At 37.2% G+C, this 19,443-nt stretch carries 19 protein-coding genes and 5 tRNA genes; 9 read left to right on the top strand and 15 right to left on the bottom strand.

Annotated elements, in window-relative coordinates; translation table 11 throughout:
• Positions 1 to 31: 31 nt before the first annotated feature.
• Positions 32 to 1,888 carry a M61 family metallopeptidase gene (locus FW768_RS04530; protein ID WP_153392977.1) on the top strand — a complete coding sequence of 619 codons (1,857 nt, stop codon included), beginning with the start codon at positions 32 to 34 and terminating at the stop codon, positions 1,886 to 1,888.
• Between the two features lie 77 nt (positions 1,889 to 1,965).
• On the opposite strand, the gene FW768_RS04535 is transcribed toward FW768_RS04530, so the two are convergent.
• The 3 genes from FW768_RS04535 to pepE all read right to left on the bottom strand — a co-directional run bounded on the left by FW768_RS04535 (position 1,966) and on the right by pepE (position 5,271).
• The gene (locus FW768_RS04535; protein WP_394349957.1) at positions 1,966 to 3,120 is read right to left on the bottom strand and encodes a sensor histidine kinase; all 1,155 of its coding nucleotides are present in this window, start codon (positions 3,118 to 3,120) and stop codon (positions 1,966 to 1,968) included.
• 7 nt (positions 3,121 to 3,127) lie between these two features.
• Positions 3,128 to 4,495, bottom strand: coding sequence for a D-alanyl-D-alanine carboxypeptidase/D-alanyl-D-alanine endopeptidase (dacB, locus tag FW768_RS04540; protein ID WP_153392980.1), 1,368 nt, complete (start codon positions 4,493 to 4,495; stop codon positions 3,128 to 3,130).
• An 83-nt stretch (positions 4,496 to 4,578) separates the two neighbouring features.
• Complete coding sequence (gene pepE / locus FW768_RS04545) at positions 4,579 to 5,271, bottom strand: dipeptidase PepE (protein ID WP_153392983.1); 693 nt, start codon at positions 5,269 to 5,271, stop codon at positions 4,579 to 4,581.
• Between the two features lie 192 nt (positions 5,272 to 5,463).
• Between pepE and FW768_RS04550 the strand changes: the two genes are divergently transcribed.
• Positions 5,464 to 6,021, top strand: coding sequence for a tetratricopeptide repeat protein (locus FW768_RS04550; RefSeq protein WP_153392986.1), 558 nt, complete (start codon positions 5,464 to 5,466; stop codon positions 6,019 to 6,021).
• An 84-nt stretch (positions 6,022 to 6,105) separates the two neighbouring features.
• Here FW768_RS04550 and FW768_RS04555 read toward each other — a convergent pair whose 3' ends face one another.
• Positions 6,106 to 6,606 (bottom strand): YdeI/OmpD-associated family protein, encoded by a 501-nt coding sequence (locus FW768_RS04555; RefSeq protein ID WP_153392989.1) that lies wholly within the window; start codon positions 6,604 to 6,606, stop codon positions 6,106 to 6,108.
• Between the two features lie 268 nt (positions 6,607 to 6,874).
• Here FW768_RS04555 and fsa point away from each other — a divergent pair, with 268 nt between their 5' ends.
• A complete protein-coding gene (gene fsa / locus FW768_RS04560) occupies positions 6,875 to 7,528 on the top strand; it encodes a fructose-6-phosphate aldolase (RefSeq protein ID WP_153392992.1) in 654 nt (217 codons plus the stop codon).
• A 57-nt stretch (positions 7,529 to 7,585) separates the two neighbouring features.
• On the opposite strand, the gene FW768_RS04565 is transcribed toward fsa, so the two are convergent.
• The 5 genes from FW768_RS04565 to FW768_RS04585 all read right to left on the bottom strand — a co-directional run bounded on the left by FW768_RS04565 (position 7,586) and on the right by FW768_RS04585 (position 12,334).
• Positions 7,586 to 8,452 (bottom strand): GLPGLI family protein, encoded by an 867-nt coding sequence (locus FW768_RS04565; protein ID WP_153392995.1) that lies wholly within the window; start codon positions 8,450 to 8,452, stop codon positions 7,586 to 7,588.
• A 12-nt stretch (positions 8,453 to 8,464) separates the two neighbouring features.
• Positions 8,465 to 9,037, bottom strand: a complete 573-nt coding sequence (locus FW768_RS04570; protein WP_153392998.1) for a sugar O-acetyltransferase — start codon at positions 9,035 to 9,037, stop codon at positions 8,465 to 8,467.
• 107 nt (positions 9,038 to 9,144) lie between these two features.
• Complete coding sequence (locus tag FW768_RS04575) at positions 9,145 to 10,047, bottom strand: GLPGLI family protein (protein ID WP_153393001.1); 903 nt, start codon at positions 10,045 to 10,047, stop codon at positions 9,145 to 9,147.
• 58 nt (positions 10,048 to 10,105) lie between these two features.
• Positions 10,106 to 11,962 carry a M56 family metallopeptidase gene (locus FW768_RS04580; RefSeq protein ID WP_153393004.1) on the bottom strand — a complete coding sequence of 619 codons (1,857 nt, stop codon included), beginning with the start codon at positions 11,960 to 11,962 and terminating at the stop codon, positions 10,106 to 10,108.
• 6 nt (positions 11,963 to 11,968) lie between these two features.
• Positions 11,969 to 12,334 carry a BlaI/MecI/CopY family transcriptional regulator gene (locus FW768_RS04585; protein ID WP_153393007.1) on the bottom strand — a complete coding sequence of 122 codons (366 nt, stop codon included), beginning with the start codon at positions 12,332 to 12,334 and terminating at the stop codon, positions 11,969 to 11,971.
• Between the two features lie 340 nt (positions 12,335 to 12,674).
• Here FW768_RS04585 and FW768_RS04590 point away from each other — a divergent pair, with 340 nt between their 5' ends.
• Positions 12,675 to 13,256 carry a hypothetical protein gene (locus tag FW768_RS04590; RefSeq protein ID WP_153393009.1) on the top strand — a complete coding sequence of 194 codons (582 nt, stop codon included), beginning with the start codon at positions 12,675 to 12,677 and terminating at the stop codon, positions 13,254 to 13,256.
• Positions 13,257 to 13,708: 452 nt separating this feature from the next.
• Here FW768_RS04590 and FW768_RS04595 read toward each other — a convergent pair whose 3' ends face one another.
• Positions 13,709 to 14,161, bottom strand: a complete 453-nt coding sequence (locus FW768_RS04595; protein ID WP_153393012.1) for a GNAT family N-acetyltransferase — start codon at positions 14,159 to 14,161, stop codon at positions 13,709 to 13,711.
• 90 nt (positions 14,162 to 14,251) lie between these two features.
• Between FW768_RS04595 and pdxR the strand changes: the two genes are divergently transcribed.
• Positions 14,252 to 15,700 carry a MocR-like pyridoxine biosynthesis transcription factor PdxR gene (pdxR, locus tag FW768_RS04600; protein ID WP_153393015.1) on the top strand — a complete coding sequence of 483 codons (1,449 nt, stop codon included), beginning with the start codon at positions 14,252 to 14,254 and terminating at the stop codon, positions 15,698 to 15,700.
• A 162-nt stretch (positions 15,701 to 15,862) separates the two neighbouring features.
• Here pdxR and FW768_RS04605 read toward each other — a convergent pair.
• The 5 genes from FW768_RS04605 to FW768_RS04625 form a co-directional block, all read right to left on the bottom strand.
• Positions 15,863 to 15,935, bottom strand: a tRNA-Met gene (locus FW768_RS04605).
• A 38-nt stretch (positions 15,936 to 15,973) separates the two neighbouring features.
• Positions 15,974 to 16,046: transfer RNA gene (locus FW768_RS04610), tRNA-Met, on the bottom strand.
• A gap of 38 nt (positions 16,047 to 16,084) precedes the next feature.
• A tRNA-Met gene (locus FW768_RS04615) sits at positions 16,085 to 16,157 on the bottom strand.
• A 38-nt stretch (positions 16,158 to 16,195) separates the two neighbouring features.
• Positions 16,196 to 16,268 (bottom strand) — tRNA-Met (locus FW768_RS04620).
• Between the two features lie 38 nt (positions 16,269 to 16,306).
• Positions 16,307 to 16,379, bottom strand: a tRNA-Met gene (locus tag FW768_RS04625).
• A gap of 101 nt (positions 16,380 to 16,480) precedes the next feature.
• On the opposite strand from FW768_RS04625, the gene FW768_RS04630 reads away from it, so the two are divergent.
• The 4 genes from FW768_RS04630 to prmC are packed head-to-tail and all read left to right on the top strand — an operon-like array spanning position 16,481 to position 19,436.
• Complete coding sequence (locus FW768_RS04630) at positions 16,481 to 17,092, top strand: L-threonylcarbamoyladenylate synthase (RefSeq protein ID WP_153393018.1); 612 nt, start codon at positions 16,481 to 16,483, stop codon at positions 17,090 to 17,092.
• A 36-nt stretch (positions 17,093 to 17,128) separates the two neighbouring features.
• Complete coding sequence (locus tag FW768_RS04635) at positions 17,129 to 17,830, top strand: CPBP family intramembrane glutamic endopeptidase (RefSeq protein WP_153393020.1); 702 nt, start codon at positions 17,129 to 17,131, stop codon at positions 17,828 to 17,830.
• 4 nt (positions 17,831 to 17,834) lie between these two features.
• Positions 17,835 to 18,593: a peroxide stress protein YaaA gene (yaaA, locus tag FW768_RS04640; protein WP_153393023.1), complete on the top strand. Its 759-nt coding sequence runs from the start codon at positions 17,835 to 17,837 to the stop codon at positions 18,591 to 18,593.
• The gene (gene prmC / locus FW768_RS04645) at positions 18,594 to 19,436 is read left to right on the top strand and encodes a peptide chain release factor N(5)-glutamine methyltransferase (RefSeq protein ID WP_153393026.1); all 843 of its coding nucleotides are present in this window, start codon (positions 18,594 to 18,596) and stop codon (positions 19,434 to 19,436) included.
• Positions 19,437 to 19,443: the final 7 nt, after the last annotated feature.

A 19,443-nucleotide genomic window follows, 5' to 3' on the forward strand; every position in this document is an offset into this window, starting at 1 on the left:
ACAACTACTTAGTTATAAAAATTCAAACTTAATGAAAAAAACCACACTCACTCTCGGGCTTTTTGCCGCTTTAATGGCCAACGCCCAATCTATCAAAACAACAATTGATCTTGTTCATGTAAAAGATGACAAAGTAGCTGTTACCATGGAGTTTCCTAAAATGAAATCAGGAGACGTAAAATTCCATTTTCCTAAAACAGTTCCGGGTACTTATTCTGAAGATGATTACGGAAGATTTGTAGAAGGGATTAAATTCTATGACAACAAAGGCAAAGAACTTACTTATACTAAAGTAAATGACAATACATATTCACTTAAAAATGCCCAAAGCCTGACGAAAGTAACCTACCTGGTGAACGACAGTTTTGATGAAGAAATGGATGCTTCCAAACATAAAGCAGTATTTTCTCCATCAGGAACCAATATTGAGGAAGGAAAAGTATACCTGATCAATACCCACGGTTTTATCGGCTATATTGATAATATGCAGGATGTTCCTTATCAGCTGGTGGTTCAGAAGCCTGCAGATTTTTATGGAACGACCGCTCTTGTAGACCAGGATAAATCCGATTCTACAGATACTTACACATTAGCCAACTATGCAAAGGTTACAGATTCGCCGTTAATGTACACCAAGCCAGATTATGTTACTTTTAATGCCGGAGGAATGGATCTGGTATTAGGGGTTTATTCTGCAACAGGAAAATATAAAGCTGCCGATTTTAAAGATAATATAGAAAAAATGGTGGTTGCCCAAAAGAAATTCTTAGGCGACATGAATACCAATAAGAAATATGCGATCATGCTTTATCTTTCCGGAGGTAACGGACCAAATATCAAAGGTTTTGGAGCTTTGGAACATCATGAATCCACAAGTGTGGTTCTTCCGGAAGCCATGCCTAAAAACGCGATCGATAAAACCCTTACCGATGTGGTTTCCCATGAGTTTTTCCATACCGTAAATCCTCTGAAAACCCATTCTGAAGAGATTCATTATTTTGATTATTCAGACCCGAAAATGTCCCAGCATCTTTGGATGTATGAAGGCGGAACGGAATATTTCGCGAACCTGTTCCAGATTCAGGAAGGCCTGATTAATAAAGATGAGTTTCTTGAAAGAATCGGAGAGAAAATCACCAACTCCAAGAATTATGATGATACCATGCCATTCACGGTGATGAGTAAAAATGTTCTGAAGGAGCCTTATAAAGATCAATACAGAAACGTTTACGAAAAAGGAGCCCTGCTTGCCATGTGCCTGGATATTGAACTGAGAAAATTATCCAACGGAGAAATGGGCTATCGTGATATGATCAGAAAGTTATCTCAAAGATTCGGAGAAAATAAACCGTTCAAAGATGACAAGCTGATTGATGAACTGGTTGCAGTAACCGGATATCCGCAGGTAAAAGATTTCTACAATAAATATATTGCCGGAAACCAGCCAACCCCTTATGCAGAATACCTGAATATGGTAGGTGTAACGGTTAACAAGCAGGAAATCCCACCTATCTTCTGGTTTATTAAAGATCCGAATCTTACCGGCTATAACGAAAAAAATAAAACCCTTGTTTTTGAAGAAACCGCAGCGTTGTCTACCTTCTCAAAAAACATTGGTTTAAAAAGTACCGACGAAATTTTAGCATTGGACGGAAAATCCATTGATATTCAGAAGATGCAGGATTTTGTAGGTTATGCAAGATCAATCAAAGAAGGTCAGGAAGTTACTGTTACCATTCTTAGAAACAACGCAGGAAAAAGCGAGAAGATGACCCTTAAAGGAAAAGCCGTTCTGGATAAGATGAGTATAGAAACTCTTCAGTACAAAGCCAATCCTACACCTGCAGAGCAGAAACTGCAGAATCAGTGGCTGACAGGGAAGAAATAATAAATTTAGTATATAACAGTAAAGCGGAGTAATTCTCCGCTTTTTTATTGTTTTAGTTTAGATTTGAATGTAATTGGTTAAGCTTTTTTAATAGTAATTCTGAAAGTTGTTCCCTTACCTACTTCTGTCTGAGAAATTTTAATATCTCCGTTATGGTATTCATGAATCACTCTTCTGGCTAATGAAAGTCCCAGTCCCCAGCCTCTTTTTTTAGTTGAATATCCCGGTTTGAAAGCATTTCTTGCCTGCTGTTTGGTCATTCCGCTTCCGGTATCTTTTACTTCGACCAGAATATTTTTGTTTCTTTCAAAAACATACATATCGAGAATGCCTTCGCCTTTCATGGCATCTACTGCATTTTTCACCAGGTTTTCAATTACCCAGCTCATCAGGATCTTGTTGTGTGGCAACATAACAGTATAGACAGGAAGATGCAGGCTGAATTTTACTTTTTTCGAAATCCGTGTTTTCAGATAGTCATAATTTTCCAGAATCGTTTCATTGAAATTCATATCGTTCAGCTCAGGAACGGAACCGATCTTTGAAAAACGTTCGGAGATTGTCCTCAGTCTTTCAATGTCTTTTTCAATTTCATAAACTCCTTCAGAGTCCGGGGTTTCCAGCTTCATGATTTCCATCCAGCCAATCATTGAAGATAAAGGAGTTCCGATCTGGTGGGCTGTTTCTTTCGCCAAACCTGCCCAGAGATATCCCTCATCCGTCTTTTTAATAGTCCTGAAAAACCAGAATGAAAAACCAAAATACAACAGAATAAACAACCCCAGAATATAAGGTGAATATCGCAGATTATTAAGAACACGTGAATTATCATAATAAACAAACTGATTATTCTGATTAGAAAATTTCAGTTCAATAGGAGGATAATTTTTGCCCATTTTTTTGGCCAGCATGACAATCTCTTCAGAATCATTTTCAATTTCCTGGGGAATATTTTTATGTTCAACAGGGCGGTCATCCTTATCTAAAATAATAACAGGAATGGTTGTATTGGAACTATAGATCTGGAGAACCAGCTCCTGGACTTCTAAACTTGGAGTGGTTACTTCCTGCTGGAATTTCAGAGCACTTACTAGAATATCAACCCTTTTAATTTCTTCTTTACGCAAGAAATTGATTAATATGGTAGATGATACTACTATGGCAACCACCAAAGCAGTCATTACAACAAAAATAATCCAGTTATTCAATCTGGCAAATATGGATTTCCTCACGGTTTGTTTATTTTAAAACATTCAGAATTTTCTGCAGTTCTGCGCTTCCGCTTCCCTGATAATTATTAATAATGATTGAAAATACATATTTTTTGCCGTCTTTGGCCGTATGATAACCTGCAAAAGACTTGGTATCTCTCATGGTTCCGCTTTTCATTTTCATTCCGTTATCCTGTACCGGAAAGCCATCATAATAAGCGTCAAACCAGGATTGTTTCTTCGCGTATAAAAGAGCCTGTACTTCGGCTTTGGCAGCGACATAATTCTGAGGAGAAAGTCCGCTTCCATCCGCAAAATTAATCATATTCGGATTGATTCCTTTTGATTTCCAGAACTCCTTCAGATAAGCAACTCCGCTTTTAAAGCTTGAATTTCCTTTTTTCTCTTTCCCCAGAGTTTTAATGAGTGTTTCCCCATAAAGATTCACACTTTTTCGTAAAAACCAATAGACAATTTTATCCAAAGTCGGAGACTGGTAAGTAAGGATTGTCTTTTTAGAAGGCTCTATACTTTTTCCTTCCAGTTCAAGCTGTGAAGAGGTTATTACTTTTCCTGAAAGATCTATCCCTGCCTCCTTTAGCCATTGTCTGGCTTCTGCTCCCAGCTGTAAAGGCGGATTGGGCACAGAACCTGAAACCGTAACGGTTTTTCCAGCCGGCAAAGTTCCGTTTATTAATGCAACATCAGAATGTGGAGCGGTAAAGATGAGGCTTTGATCAGAGTTTCCTCCTGCTTTAAGGTCATTCAGCCACTTCACATTTTCCAAAGGATAGGAAAACCCTTTAAACTCTGTTCCGTTGATATTGATATCAAATTGGTTTTCACGCCAGTTAACTCCCCAAACTCCGGCTCCGTAATAATTCCCGAGGTCATCCCAGGGCCAGCCTCCCGGAATCGTCTGATGGTCAAAATAAGAATCATCAATCACCAGATCACCGGATATTTTTGTGATTCCGGAGCTTTTAACGGCTTCAATGAATTTCTTTTTAAATGCTTCAGGTTTATAGGCCTCATAACGCCAGCTGCCCAGCGTAGGATCTCCGTTTGAACTGATGAAAAGATTGCCGTTCAGTGTACCTCCCGACAAATTTCCGGAATACCCGGCTGTTGTTTTAAAGGTATAATCCCTGCCTAGTGTTTCAAGGGCTGCTCCCGCTGTAAATATTTTTTGTGTTGAAGCTGTAGAAAGTCCTTTATTTCCCTGGTATTCATAAATCAGGTTACCATTTTCATCGGAAACATACAATGACAGGCCAGATGAAACGGCACCTGAAGAATCCATAAGATCTTTAGTCGCTTTGTCCAGTTTCTGAGATATATTCTGGGCAAAGAACAGCTGTGTTGAAAGCGTAAAAGCCGCAATCGTTCTTTTCATTCTGTGGTTGTTTATTCAAATATAATTAAAAAAAATCCCTTTTTAAACCATGGAAATTCAACGAAGTATAGAGAATACTCTCCTTACACAGCACTTCCTGCTTCTATTTCGTAGGGTTCTTTGTCTTTTTCAAAAATTCTTGTCAGTTCACTTCCTTCCACAGTGATCCTCTCATTAATCTTTCTGATCCAGTTTCCTTCTCTTAGGCCTACGACTTTGATGTCATTCTGAGTCAGAAATTCTTTAATACGGGTTTCTCTGGTTTCTCCATTATGTTTAAGATCAGGATTCGGGTCAAGATAATGCGGATTGATATTGAAAGGAACCAGCCCCATACAGTCAAAACTTGGTGGATAAACAATCGGCATATCATTCGTGGTTTTCATATTCTGCCCTCCGATGTTGCTTCCCGCACTACAGCCTAAATACGCTTTCCCTTTTTCTACATTTTCCTTTAAAACGGACATCAATCCTTCTTCATGTAATGTTTTAACCAGCAAAAAAGTATTTCCTCCGCCTGTAAAATATCCTTGAGCATGATGTAAAGCTTCTGCCTTATCCTCAAATTCATGCAGTCCTCTCACCTTAATATGAATGGTTTCAAAAAAAGATTGTGCTTTTGCGGTATACTCATCATGAGAAATCCCACCGGGTCTTGCAAAAGGGACAAACACAATTTCGTCCACTCCTTTATATAACTGAATTAATTCTTCTCTTAAGTATTCCAGGTATTCTCCACCGAAAATGGTAGATGTTGAGGCTAATATGATGTTCATACAAGAAAATTATATTGATTAAAAAATAGTTGAATTACAAAGATAGACCCCAGACTTCAACGAATCAAAAATTAAATTAAAAAAAACAGCAATCCCGTTAATATTTTCTAAAAAAACTTAAAGCTTCTAAAATCTGAGTTTTTATGGAATTATTATTGAACTTCAACCTTTAGAATTTTTAAATATAAGATTATGAAAATGGTTAAAGTTAATATTAAAAATCTATTTTTAGGTTTGATACTTGCGGGAAGCGCAAGTCTTGTACATGCTCAAACTACGCAGGCGGATAAAACCAACACCCCCGCTGCAGCCACCACAGCTCAATCAAATAATCCTGTTATTGAAGGGCTTAAAAAGCAAGTTGAGGCCAATCCAAAAGATGCAGAAACACTGGCAAAACTGGCTAATGCTTACCAGGAAGCGTCCGACTGGACCAATGCTGTTGATACGTGGAAAAAAATATCCGCTTTATTACCGGATTGGGCTCCATCCTATTACAGTCAGGCCTATGCTTATCAATCTGCAAAAGATGATGTAAATGCAAAGCTGGCTTATGAAAAATATATTGCAACGGTAAAGCCTGAGGAAGTAGAGCAAAATAAAAAGAATCTGGCATATGCCTATTTCTATATTGCCTTTGCGGAACAGAAAAGTGATCCCAATAAAGCAAAAGAACATATTGCTAAATCCATACAATATGATCCTACAAACCAGGATGCTGTAAAGCTCAGCCAGGCTTTAAATTCATAAAAAAAATCCACAATATTAAAATGCCCTTAAAAGTCAGATACTTTTAGGGGTATTTTTTTGGATAGATAAAATTCAGTACTGCTTTTAATCCTTCCTTTCTTCAATCTTTTTTCCGAAAAAGTCTGTTTCGCCGTGTAAATGTCTGATAATTTTTTCAATATTCCGTTGAATGCTGGCTTCAGTTTTCAGATTATTGATATAGCGGATCAGCTCATGCCTTCTGGAAGGAATTAAATTTTCAAAATTTTTAACCGCAACAGAACTTGCCTGTATTGCTTCTTCTAATTGAGGATGAATGGAAATACTTCTGTTTCTATCATCATATTCTACCCAAACTTCAATAGTTTCTCCAATCCTTTTGGGAGAATTTTTCAACATGGTAAGGTTCACATACAGCCTCCATTCACCCAGGTATTTCATCAGATTCTGCTGAAATTCTATTCCATTTACCGTCCCTTTTACCGGAATAGGACTTTTATCCTTTCCGGAGGCTTCAAATATTTTATTTAAAACATCTTCAGGAAGGAAAACAAACGGATTGATCCCGATAATTTCCAGTTGGGTAGTAAAGCTGCTCTTTTTCATGATGAACAAATGTACAGTTAAATTTTATTTTAAAGGATGCAAGATACTTTAGTTATAGATATTGAAAGACATTGTAAATTAAATAAAAAAGATAAACACTTGTTATGGGTGCCCTTCATAACTTCCCTCTTCCAGCTCCCAGCTTCAAACCTCTATAATTCGAACTGAGGTTAATTCAAATAGTATGCTTATTACAATCAATCTCAATTAAAATTTTACACTCACAAAGGAATCCTTATCTTTGCAGCAAATAAATCGATCAAACAAAATGAAATTTTTTATTGACACAGCCAATTTAGAGCAGATCAAAGAAGCAAGAGACCTTGGAATTTTAGATGGTGTTACCACGAACCCTTCCCTAATGGCAAAAGAAGGAATCCAGGGATCTGAAGCGATCAAGAATCATTATAAAGCGATCTGCGAACTTGTAGACGGTGATATTTCTGCTGAAGTACTTTCTACTACTTACGAAGAAATGATCAAAGAAGGTGAGGAATTAGCGGCTATCCATGAAAATATCGTGGTAAAGATCCCGATGATCAAAGACGGTATTAAAGCATTGAAATATTTCTCTGATAAAGGGATCAAAACGAACTGTACGTTAATCTTCTCTGCGGGGCAGGCTCTTTTAGCGGCTAAAGCAGGGGCAACTTATGTTTCTCCTTTCCTTGGAAGATTAGATGATATTTCTACTGACGGTCTTAACCTTATTCAGGAAATCAGACTGATCTTTGATAACTATATGTATGAAACGGAGATCCTTGCGGCTTCTATCCGTCACTCTATGCACATCATAGACTGTGCTAAGATTGGTGCTGATGTAATCACCTCTCCGCTTCCTCCAATCTTGAGCTTATTGAAACACCCATTAACAGACAGCGGACTGGCTCAGTTCATTGCTGATTCTCAGAAATTAGCTTAATACTGAATGTTATTCAGATATAAAACTCCCGAAATCGTTGATTCCGGGAGTTTGTTTTTATTTCAACAGATCAATTTCGAGGATATTGTTCTGCCTTTTTAAATTATCTTTTATTCTTTTTTCCTGATCCCGTCTGACTTTTTCAGGATCTATAATTTTTCCTGTACTGTCTCTTACTTCCGTAATCACACCATCACCCATCATTTTTCTATGCCCTTTCATTGGATCATTCAGGAAATCTTTAAAAGCCTTTTTATATTTATTTTCATTTACTATAATCAAAGGATCATAACGTTCTTTGTCTTTGACACTTTGCCATTCATATCCTGCAGGAAGCTTTTTAGCCCCTTTTAGCTCAAATGAATGGGAATTTGAAGCATCTTCAAGCTTCACAATCAATCCGGGCAAACCATGAAATTTATACGGGCCGTCCTGAATGGGCAGGTCTGTTGTAAACCATGCCGTCCATTTTCTTCCGGCAAATTCACAGGTTGCTTTCTGTGTGGAAAATTCCCCTATTTTGGCTTTATTAGGAAGAATTTTCCAGTTCTGCGTTCTCCCGTCCTGAACCTGGTATTCATCAGTTGCTAAAATGGTGTAGTAGTTAACGGAATAATCGGGATATGATTTTTCAATACTGTATCTCACTTTTCCTTTGAATTTCATTCCTGTAAGCTGAAGATCTGTTGTTCCGCTTTTTATCTGCTTTTCAAAATTGGCATTCATAATGGAATCAGACTCAAAATAATCTTTGCTGTAAAATTTTGATCCTTTGGGAGAAATATCCAAAAACATCATTTCTGCCTCCTGCTTATCTTTAGCGGTAGAATCAATGATAAACTTATACTCATAGGTAAAACGCTGGCTCTGCCCGTAAAAGAATAGCCCTGATAAGAGACAGAACAAAAAAATACTCTTTTTCATATTTATGATTTTTTAAAATGTGTTGTTTTCTTCAATATTCTTTATAACCCTGCACGGATTTCCCACTGCTACAACATGGTGAGGAATATCTTTAGTTATTACACTTCCGGCTCCTATCACAGCATTATTTCCGATAGATACTCCCGGCAATACCACGACATTTCCACCCAGCCACACATTATTCCCTACAGTAATGGGATGGGCGTACTCCAGACCTTTATTTCTCTGTTCAGCATCTAACGGATGTCCCGCGGTATAAAAACTACAGTTTGGGCCTATGAAAACATTGTCACCGAAGGTTACTTTGGCACAATCCAGAATGGTAAGATTATGATTGGCATAAAAATTTTCTCCAACCTCGATATTATATCCGTAATCACACCAGAAAGACGGTTCTATACAAATGTTTACCCCCGTATCTTTAATGATTTTCCGAATCACTTCATTTCTTTTCTGAGTATCCGAATTTTTTAACTGATTATATTCCAGACACAGATCTTTACAGGCCATTCTTTCGCGGATCAGTTCTTTATCGTAATTAGCATCATAAAGCAATCCTACTGCACATTTTTCCTTCTCTGTCATAAAAAATTTATGGTTTTAATTTAATGCTAAAGTATGATAATAAAAAAGAAAACAGGATAGTTTATAATACCTATCCTGTTTTTTTAAGATTAAAAAATGAAATAACTTTAATTCACCAGATCCGGCTCGATCGGATTATTATTTTTCTTAAGGGTTTCCTTGGTTCTTTTTTCTATTTCCCTGAACACTTCGTTGGGATCAGACATTTCTTTTCCATCCGGTGTTTTTACTTTAAAAACCACTTTGGAATTATCACTTCCTCCCCTGTTCATCATTTCTCTCATATTTTTAGAGGGATCATTCACATAGGCTTTCCATGCTTTTTTATATTGCTCTTTTGATATTTCAAGCTCCTTGCCATCCATTCCCAATATCCTCACATTACCCGGAAGGGTCATTTCTTTTTCCTGTTCCGGAGTCTGTATAGCTTTGTTGCCCACAAGGGTCATCGTATGGGAACCTGTAGCATCTTCAATTTTGACGATCAGCCCCGGAAGGCCGTAAAACTTATATGGTCCATCCTGAAAAGGAATATCAGAGGTAAACCAAGCGGTCCATTCTCTGCCTCCGAAGCTTGTTGTTGCTTTTTGAGCATTGTATTCTCCGATCTTCTGCTTTTCAGACAGAATTTTCCAAACCGGTTTTTTATCTTCCAGTATTTTATATTTATCTGTAGAAACACTGGTAAAAAGATAGGTTTTAAACTCAGGATATTGTTTTGTTACTTTATAAGAAACCTGGCCCAGCTTTTCTCTTCTGTTGACACTAATGCTTCCTAACCCAGATTTCAGCTGCTTCTCCAGATCTGCTCTGGAAGTTGAATCTGCAACAAATTTATCATGGCTATAGTAGGTTGAGCCTTCTTTATTAATATCGAGCAGCATCATTTCTTTCTTCACGTCTTCTTTATTGTTGGAATCCGGGATGAATTTATACTCATAAAAGAATCTGTTGGTTTGTGCTCCGGTGAGAATACCTGCGAGCAGTAAAAGTAAAATCTGAATTTTCATAGTGTATCTTTAAATAAAAAGCTTTGTCATTCTTTGATTGACAAAGCTTAATGGAACTTTATTTCTTTGTCTGAATTCTTATTTCTCCGCGTCTGATGCTGGCTGAGTTGTGCTTATTAATGGTGATACTGGCGATTTTTTCAGGTTTCAGGGCTTCCATTTCTTCTCTGGAAACTTCTCTCCCATCTATGAATATCTTGGTGTTATTCCATTCATTCAGCTTGAACCTTTTTATTCCGTTCATCGTGATCTCTCCTTTAGGATCTTTTCGGATAAAATCAGCTTCCATTTCCATCATTTTTGGCATTTCACCCATCTTATCAGAATTGAAAGATTTAAAAACATACACATTTCTTTCATTTCCATCCAGAGCTCTTCGTTGTGCCTCCAGTTTGGCTCTTTCACCTTCCAGTTTCGCACTTTCTATATCAAGTTTCGCTTTCTTTCTTGCGATTTCAGCTTTTACCTTAGCCACTTTTGCTGCTTTTTTTGCATCTTCAGCAGAAGCTTCTGCTTTAGGGCTCCAGTTTTCGTATACATAATCGTTGGACTTGAAAAATCTCACTTTAGGCGCTTTGGGCGGCGAAGGAGGTGTTGCTGGAGCTCCCGGCGCTCTTGGTGGTGTAGGAGGAGTGTCGGGGAAGTCAATATTCAGATTAGACAGATCTGGTATTTCCACTCCAATATCTTCCAGCGCTTTCATTTTGTTTTTCCATTCACTGGATTTGAAATATTCATTCACTTTTTTAAATTCCGAAGCATCAAAAGCATAAACCATTTTAAAATCATCAGAACTTGTGATTCTTCCAATCTCTCCGGAAAGTTCACCAATCTCTTCAAGGTTTTTCTCAAATTCTTTACTGTCAGGCTTCAGAGTTTTCAGAGCCTTACTTTTCTCCTGTATTTTTTGTCCGAGAGCCGTAATTTTTTTCTGACTTTCAGGTTCTTTAAAAAATTGAGATTTTACTGCTTTTTCGGTTTTCTGAGGAGTAACGGTATCTTTTTTAATCTGAGAAACAGCTTTCTCAATTACTATATTGGTTTCTTGAATTTCTTTGTTCTTAGCATTTACCAGATAAGCAAAGGCTACTGAAAATAAAACCGGAAGGGCAAAAATTCTGCGCGCATATCCGAATTTGGTTTTTGGTTTTTGTAACATTTTGAGTCGTTTTTTTAGATTTGAACTTAGAAACGGACTTGTGGCAGGCAACTGGGTTCCGGAAAAGTGGCTTGCTAAAAGCATCTGCGCAAATGCTTTGGTGTCCGATTGCTTTACGGCTTTTTTATCAGCCAGGTATTCGTGTATTAAACTAATTTCTCTTTTGATGATATGAAAGAAAGGATTGAACCAGAAAACAGAGGTAATGATTTCGATAAAAATTTTATCAAATGAGTGTTTCTGTTCAATATGCACCATTTCGTGCTTTAAAATCTGTTTTCCAATGTCAGAATTCAGGGTAATTGTATTCTTCCAGAAAAGATTTTTAAAGTAAGAGAACGGAGCTTCGGTAAGGTCAGTACGATAGAAGTTAATTCCTTCAATATTTTCCTTTTGAAACTGACTTTTAAGCTGTTGGATCCTGATGACCCCATAGATCAGTTTCCCTAAAAAATAGAGAGTAACCAGTCCCAGAGCTGAAAAAATAATTCTAAAATAAGTGTGGTCATTGTTAATATTTTTTTCTGTGTTAAAATTTTGCAGCTTATCAAGAAGCATATAGACATCATTATTAACCTCTATGGTAAAATCTTCTATTTTAATCAGCGGGAGCAGCAATGATACAACCATGGCAGCCAACAGATAAAACCTGTTATAATGATGAAACGTCTTGTCTTTTAAAGACAACTGGTAGTACAAAAATGTTACACCGGAGCATAAAATTACTTTTCCAAAATATAGAAGTAATGTTTCCATAATCAGTTAGTCTTTGTTTTTAAGTTCGTTCAGTAACATTTCCAGATCTTCTACAGTCATTTCATTCTTTTCTACCAGGAAAGAAACGGCACTTTTGTAAGATCCTTTAAAATAGTTTTTCACAAGGCTTTTCATTGTTTTCCCTGAATACTGTTCTTTAGAAACCAATGGAAAATACTCATGCTGTCTTCCATGTACGTGATAATCTACGAATTCTTTATCTTTCAATACTTTTAAAATAGTAGAAACGGTGTTGGTGTGCGGTTTTGGTTCAGGAAAAAGATCGAGAACATCTTTTAAAAAGCCTTTTTCTATTTTCCATAGGTATTGCATTACCTGTTCCTCTGCTTTTGTTAAAGTCTGAATTTTCATATTCTTATCATTTAATCGTTCGTGTGATACCGTTTTATTACCCTTAAAATCTATATCACTAAGAAATTAGTTATACAAATGTAGAAATAAATATAATGCTCACAACTATTTTTCTAGTGATAAAAACAAAATTAATATAATTAACTGAAAATCAGTAAAATAAATTTTATTAAAATATGTTAAATTTTCAACATTCTGATTTTTGCACCTTATTAATCGGCAGAAAAACATGAAATTACACTGTAAATTCTTAAAACTTGTTAATTTTTATTAAATAAAATTAAAATGAATTTGTTTTAACCGGGAAATTATATTTATTTTAGTGCTTTAAAAATTTCTCATGAAAAGATATAATTTATTGATTGTACTATTACTGCTTATTTTTAACGTTACTACGGCTCAAAAGAAGAACTCTCCTGCTGCAGATCTCAGCATTCTGAAGGAAACTAAAACAAAGATTGAAAATACAGTTCCATTAGTTATTACCCACTTACAAACAATTGCGGACAAGGAAGGCGATGGTAATATTGTGACTAACGGAAAGACAACATTAAGTAAAGAATACGGCATTCTGGAATCTGAATGGTTCCTGTACAGAAATAATATGAAGAACTGCATCCTAAACAATTCTTCCAAAAAAGCTAAAAAATGTATGGAATACCACACGCTGTATCTGAGAAATACATTTACTAATTACAGCAATTATATCACCAATCTTACCAGAAAGAACGGATATCTTGGAGTAGAAGGCGATACAAAATTTGATTTTAAGCCAGCAGAAATTGCAACAAAATTAAGTGAAGCTTATTTCAATGCCAATGATGCTGCCGGAAGAATGAAAGGAGAGCAGAAAAAAGACTTCTTAGGACAAACAATGTCTGATGATAATAAGCTGACTCCTTTTGCTCAGTTAGCTCAATAATCGTTGTATAAAATAAACTGAATCCTGCTTAAGAAAGCAGGATTTTTTTATGACAAAAAAGCAGGTCCACAAATAAATGCGACCTGCTCTTAATTCGAAATTCATACAACCCATTTCTGATCTTATGATTTCGGTAAATTCTGTGATTGGTAGAGGGAACTAATTATGTTAAAAAAGGATCTCCGCCTGAAAGCAGTTATGGGTACTAATCATAAAAACATTCGGGAAAAAGTAGAAAATGATGGCGGAGACCATTAAACATAAATAAACTCTGTAAACCAGTCTTCCTCTGATTGACAAGAGCAGTACAAAAGTAGGATTCCGGGCTGTATTTATCCAAAAAAACCTGTAGAATTAAACAACACTTTCTGTAGAAGTAATTCTACCTTAGATTACGTAGAAATAACTAATGAAGGTATGTAAAATGCTTCCTATATGTACATTTATTACTTCTAACTTCTTACCCACCAGTGATAATAATTGTGTAGTCCGTCATATTCAAAACCACAGCGCGGATAAAGTGTATTTCCAATATCATTGGTTTTCTCTGTTTCAAGCATCAGTCCACAGGCTTCCGTTTCCTCGCACCATTGTTTACTTCTGTCTATAAGGCCAACTGAAATTCCTTTTCCTCTGTGATCTGGATGCACAAAAAGATCGCTTAAAAGCCATTGCTTCTGAAGTTTCGTGTAATGGAATAATTTGTAAAGCTGTACAAAACCAACGGCTTTTCCTTCTACAAAAGCAAGAAAAATATCCGATTCATTGTTCAGCAGTCTTTCTTTCAGGAAGGCTTTTCCTTTTTCCACATCAGATTCCTGACGATAAAAAATACGGTACAGATTAAAAAGTTCTGCAGCTTCATTCAGATCTTCAAGACCTGCTTTTTTAATGGTGTAATTCATTGTCGTAATTATTTTTAATTGACTGGAGCAAAAATATTTCTAAATAGGACTACATTTGTATTCCAGATTATAATTATCAAGTAGTCCAGTATGTTTCCATTTGAGCACCTTATTATTATTGATAAAGAAAGCAGTATGCCTATTTACAGGCAGATTGCAGTATCCCTCATTAATGCCGTCAGAAGCGGATCTTTAAAAGCAGGAACCCATCTTCCCGGAACCCGGGAGCTGGCCCGTACCCTGGGGCTACACCGTAAAACAGTTATTGCAGCCTACGAGGAACTTCATGCCCAGGACTGGATTACTATTGTTCCAAGAAAATATACTGCTGTGTCGAACCGGATCCCGGTATTCAAACCCAGGGAATGGTCTCACACGGGTTCTTTACCTGCTTATCAGAACAATTTTGATCTTCCGTTTAAAATGATTCGTGAAACCGAAATGACTGACGCCTGGAATACAGTTCCTGATATTATTATTGACGACGGGCATCCGGACATAAGGCTGTCTCCCATTGATGAGCTCCTGAAAACGTACCGCTCTTATACTTCAAAAAGACATACCATTAAAAATGCGGGTATCGGTACCGGACAAGGTACATTAAAACTCAGGGAAGAGCTTGCCCGTTATCTTTCTGAAACAAGAGGTCTCCATATTAATCCTGAGCATCTTCTGATTACTCATGGCGCCCAAATGAGTATTTATCTTTCAGCACAGCTTCTTTTAGGCCCAGAATCTGCTGTTGTCGTAGGAAAACCCAATTATCCTATAGCCAATGATGTATTTAAACAAACCGGTGCTTCTATTATTGAAATTCCCGTAGATGAGCACGGCATCAATACAGATCTTCTTGAAGACCTCTGTCAGAAGAGAAAGATCAGTGCTATATATGTTATTCCCCACCATCATTATCCAACTACCGTAACGCTCAGTGTAGACCGCAGAATGAAGCTGCTGGAACTCTCTATGCGGTTTTCATTCACCATTATAGAAGATGATTACGACTATGATTATCATTATACCTCTTCTCCATATCTTCCGCTGGCAAGTAGTAATCATAGCGGAAATATTATTTACATTGGTTCCTTTTCAAAAATTCTGGACCCGTCACTCCGTATAGGTTTTATGGTCGCGCCAAAAAATTTTATTGCCCAATGTATTGCATTAAGAAAACTCATTGATGTAGGCGGAGACGGCTATATGCAGAATGCCTTAGCCTCATTAATCAGACAGGGAGAGCTGAAACGGCATCTTAAAAAAGCAAAGAAAATCTATCATCAGCGCAGGAATTTTTTAGATATTGTATTAAAAGAAAAATTAGGGAATTCTGTTTCTTATCCCCTTCCTTCTGGCGGAATGGCCATTTGGATAAAGTTGAATTCCGAGTATTCAGTCCGAAAACTGGCACAAATTCCCGGCCTGGAAATTATCCGTACAGATGAAGAGCAGAATGCTTTCCGTTTTGGTTTTGCCTCAATGGATGAGAAAGAACTGGAGACTGCTGTGGATATTTTGAAAAAATACATTTTGAAGAAATAAAAAGTTGAAACGGGAGATTTTTTTATTAATCGCTAAGCTAAACAAGGAGAAATAATATCGGGCATTTTTTAAGATAAACAAGGCCGCTTCGCTTATATTTGAAATACAAGGTTATAAATAAAAAAGAGAAGCAGTATAGTACTGCTTCTCACTTTGTCTTAGTAGCGGGAACCGGACTCGAACCGATGACCTTCGGGTTATGAGCCCGACGAGCTACCTACTGCTCCATCCCGCGGTGTATTTTTAGAGTGTTTACCGAAAACACTGTCTTAGTAGCGGGAACCGGACTCGAACCGATGACCTTCGGGTTATGAGCCCGACGAGCTACCTACTGCTCCATCCCGCGGTGTATTTTTAGAGTGTTTACCGAAAACACTGTCTTAGTAGCGGGAACCGGACTCGAACCGATGACCTTCGGGTTATGAGCCCGACGAGCTACCTACTGCTCCATCCCGCGGTGTATTTTTAGAGTGCTTACCGAAAGCACTGTCTTAGTAGCGGGAACCGGACTCGAACCGATGACCTTCGGGTTATGAGCCCGACGAGCTACCTACTGCTCCATCCCGCGGTGTATTTTTAGAGTGCTTACCGAAAACACTGTCTTAGTAGCGGGAACCGGACTCGAACCGATGACCTTCGGGTTATGAGCCCGACGAGCTACCTACTGCTCCATCCCGCGATATTGGATTGCAAATGTACGACTTTTTCTTTAAAATCCTAATTTTTCTTTTAAATAAAGGACTTTTATAAAAACTATTTTATTATTTGTATCTTTGTTCTATGGCAAAAATATTGAAAATCTATCCAGACAATCCACAGGAAAATCTTGTGAATGAGGTTATTAAAACACTCAACAACGGCGGACTGATCATCTATCCTTCAGATACGGTGTATGCTTTGGGCTGTAATATTTTTGACATTAAAGCCATGGAAAAACTGGCCCAGATGAAAAAAATCAAACTGGATAAGGCTAAATTCTCTATTATCTGTAATGATCTCAGCCATCTTTCAGACTTTACAAGACCTGTAGAGACCTCCGTTTTCAGATTTCTGAAAAGTCATCTTCCCGGACCTTTTACTTTCATTCTTGAAGCCAATAAAAGTGTGCCGCTGGCTTATAAAAACCACAAAACAATAGGTATCCGTGTGCCGGACCACCCAATCCCACAGCTTATCGTGGAAAAACTGGGACATCCTATTGCTTCTACTTCCATCAAAGATGATGACGAAATCATTGAATACTCTACTGATCCTGAACTCATCGCGGAAAAATATGACCACCTTGTAGATATTGTTATTGATTCCGGGTATGGAGACAATGTGGCTTCTACAATTGTGGATCTTACTTCCGGAGAACCGGAGATTATCCGTCAGGGAAAGGGTATTGTTTAATTCAGGATTTAAATTCAAAGTTCGAGGTTGACAGCTATGGAGCTTAATGGAAAATATTCTGTAGGAATTCTGCTTACTTTTGTTCTTCTGGCTGCTGTGATGCTCTATATTTTTCCTGTCATCAGTATGATCACAGGCGCAAAAAGTGTTACAGCAAACATTTTTTTCATCAGTAGGATCGTCATATGGATCGTTTTAGGGATCATATTTCTTTATGGTATTTTTGTAGAGAAAGGTCCTTTTCTGCTTTGGAAAGAAAAAAAATATCCAGTCTCATTTTATGCAAAAGCCATTATCAGCTTATATTGTATCTGTGCTTTCGGTGGTGCTTTTCTGAATGCAATGGTCAGGTTTTTAATGAATGAGGAAATCAGCGGTAAACTTCTTCAGCTTTCTTTGGTTTTTAAAAACAATTATTTGTTAATCGTTTTTACGTGTTTTACAGCCGGAGCGGTTGAGGAATTTCTGATGCGAGGATATCTACAACCCAGAATTGAGAAAATATATAACAGTCCGGTTTCAGGAGTTATTGTTTCTTCTATTGTATTCGGAATTCTTCACAGCACTTACGGAACCATAAGTCAGGTTGTTGTTCCTTTCTTCATTGGAGCCGTTTTTGCTTTGTTTTATAAAAAATATTCAAATATTAAAATTCTGATCATCTGTCATTTTATGATTGATTTTATTTCTTTGATGATGATGAATTTTATTGATTTTAAACATTTATCTGTATTTTAACATTATGAAAATTATCACTTCGCCGGCGAAATTGATGAACGTTGAGAATTCAACAGATCTTTTGAGATCTACTACTCCGAAATTCATCGAAGATGCGGCATTTATACACTCTTATTTAAAAGAAAAATCACCGAAATACCTTTCCGAGCTGATGGAAATTTCGGCTAAACTGGCGGATGAAAACTGGGAAAGAAACCAAAAGTGGAAAGCAAAACCCACGGCTAAAGAATCCGCTCCGGCTATGTTCGCATTTACAGGAGAGGTGTACAGAGGGCTTGATGCCAAAACGCTGGATCAGAAAGCAGTGGACTATCTTCAGAAAAATTACAGAATGCTTTCAGGGCTGTATGGCCTGCTGAAGCCTTCGGACAAAGTAATGCTTTACAGGCTAGAAATGGGACGCCCTTTTCAATTCGATCAATATAAAAATCTTTATGAATTCTGGAGAGAAAAGATTACAGAACAGCTGAATTCGGAAATGAAAAAAGGAGAAATCCTCCTTCATCTGGCCAGCAATGAATATGGTAAAGTAATCGACAGAAAAAAATTAAACCATAGGGTCATTGATTTTGATTTTTATGAATTAAAAGAAGGAAAGCTGAAAACCATCGTTGTTTATACCAAGCACGCCAGAGGACTTGTGGTAAGATTCTGTGCAGAAACCAATGCACAGACCCTTGATGATGTGAAAGCATTCCATTATGAAGGCTACCTGATTGATGAAGAAAAGTCTACAGATACTAAACTGGTTTTCACAAGATAAATGACTATATCAGCATTCAAAAAATATTTCAGCACTGAGCTTTCTGAATGGTATACCGATTCGGAAAGTGCTTTTCTGACGACCCTATTTATTCAGAAAATTGTTGGATTTGATTCGTTTCATCAGCGAAGATTTTCAGATCAGGAGCTTCTTAAAGCTGATGAGGAACAGCTTATAAAAGTTATACATGAACTAAAAACCGGAAGACCCTATCAGCAGATTCTTGGCGAAACAGAGTTTTACGGAATGATTTTTTTTGTAGATGAAAATGTCCTGATCCCACGTCCTGAAACGGAAGAGCTTCTTGAAATAGCCATCCATAAAATCCGGCATTCAGGGCTTGAGAAGGCTAGAATTCTGGATATAGGAACCGGAAGTGGTGTTATTCCTCTGGTTTTAAAAAAACATTTTCCGTATGCTGAGATCTCTTCAGTTGATTTCTCAGGAAAAGCCCTGCAGACCGCCAGAAGAAACGCTGAACATCATCAGCTAGAAATTAATTTCATTCATGCTGATTATCTCAACTTAGAACTGGATGGTGATTATGACATTATTATTTCCAATCCTCCGTATATCGGAATTGAAGAAGAAACCGAGATTGCAGATTCCGTTAAGGAATTTGAACCCCAAATGGCACTCTTCTCCCCTGTTGCGGATGCTTTGATTTTTTACAGGAAAATTGCTGAAGATTCTAAAAAATTTTTAAAAGACCGCGGATTTCTATTTTTAGAAATTAATCAGAAACTAGGACCGGAAACCTTAGATCTGTATCAATATTTCTCTGAAGCTCAACTCATCAAAGACCTGTCAGACAATAATCGTTTTATTTTCGGAATAAAATAAAAACACT

The sequence above is a fragment of the Chryseobacterium vaccae genome, from assembly GCF_009602705.1.
GTDB classification, from domain to species: domain Bacteria; phylum Bacteroidota; class Bacteroidia; order Flavobacteriales; family Weeksellaceae; genus Chryseobacterium; species Chryseobacterium vaccae.

Bases quoted from the DNA above. Each gene is read 5' to 3' on its own strand.
- FW768_RS04635 (WP_153393020.1), top strand. From the start codon at position 17,129: ATGGAGCTTAATGGAAAATATTCTGTAGGAATTCTGCTTACTTTTGTT.
- FW768_RS04575 (WP_153393001.1), bottom strand. From the start codon at position 10,047: ATGAAAATTCAGATTTTACTTTTACTGCTCGCAGGTATTCTCACCGGA.
- FW768_RS04630 (WP_153393018.1), top strand. From the start codon at position 16,481: ATGGCAAAAATATTGAAAATCTATCCAGACAATCCACAGGAAAATCTT.
- prmC (WP_153393026.1), top strand. From the start codon at position 18,594: ATGACTATATCAGCATTCAAAAAATATTTCAGCACTGAGCTTTCTGAA.
- FW768_RS04590 (WP_153393009.1), top strand. From the start codon at position 12,675: ATGAAAAGATATAATTTATTGATTGTACTATTACTGCTTATTTTTAAC.
- FW768_RS04550 (WP_153392986.1), top strand. From the start codon at position 5,464: ATGAAAATGGTTAAAGTTAATATTAAAAATCTATTTTTAGGTTTGATA.
- fsa (WP_153392992.1), top strand. From the start codon at position 6,875: ATGAAATTTTTTATTGACACAGCCAATTTAGAGCAGATCAAAGAAGCA.
- FW768_RS04555 (WP_153392989.1), bottom strand. From the start codon at position 6,606: ATGAAAAAGAGCAGCTTTACTACCCAACTGGAAATTATCGGGATCAAT.
- FW768_RS04580 (WP_153393004.1), bottom strand. From the start codon at position 11,962: ATGGAAACATTACTTCTATATTTTGGAAAAGTAATTTTATGCTCCGGT.
- FW768_RS04570 (WP_153392998.1), bottom strand. From the start codon at position 9,037: ATGACAGAGAAGGAAAAATGTGCAGTAGGATTGCTTTATGATGCTAAT.
- yaaA (WP_153393023.1), top strand. From the start codon at position 17,835: ATGAAAATTATCACTTCGCCGGCGAAATTGATGAACGTTGAGAATTCA.
- pepE (WP_153392983.1), bottom strand. From the start codon at position 5,271: ATGAACATCATATTAGCCTCAACATCTACCATTTTCGGTGGAGAATAC.
- pdxR (WP_153393015.1), top strand. From the start codon at position 14,252: ATGTTTCCATTTGAGCACCTTATTATTATTGATAAAGAAAGCAGTATG.
- FW768_RS04595 (WP_153393012.1), bottom strand. From the start codon at position 14,161: ATGAATTACACCATTAAAAAAGCAGGTCTTGAAGATCTGAATGAAGCT.
- FW768_RS04530 (WP_153392977.1), top strand. From the start codon at position 32: ATGAAAAAAACCACACTCACTCTCGGGCTTTTTGCCGCTTTAATGGCC.
- FW768_RS04565 (WP_153392995.1), bottom strand. From the start codon at position 8,452: ATGAAAAAGAGTATTTTTTTGTTCTGTCTCTTATCAGGGCTATTCTTT.
- dacB (WP_153392980.1), bottom strand. From the start codon at position 4,495: ATGAAAAGAACGATTGCGGCTTTTACGCTTTCAACACAGCTGTTCTTT.
- FW768_RS04585 (WP_153393007.1), bottom strand. From the start codon at position 12,334: ATGAAAATTCAGACTTTAACAAAAGCAGAGGAACAGGTAATGCAATAC.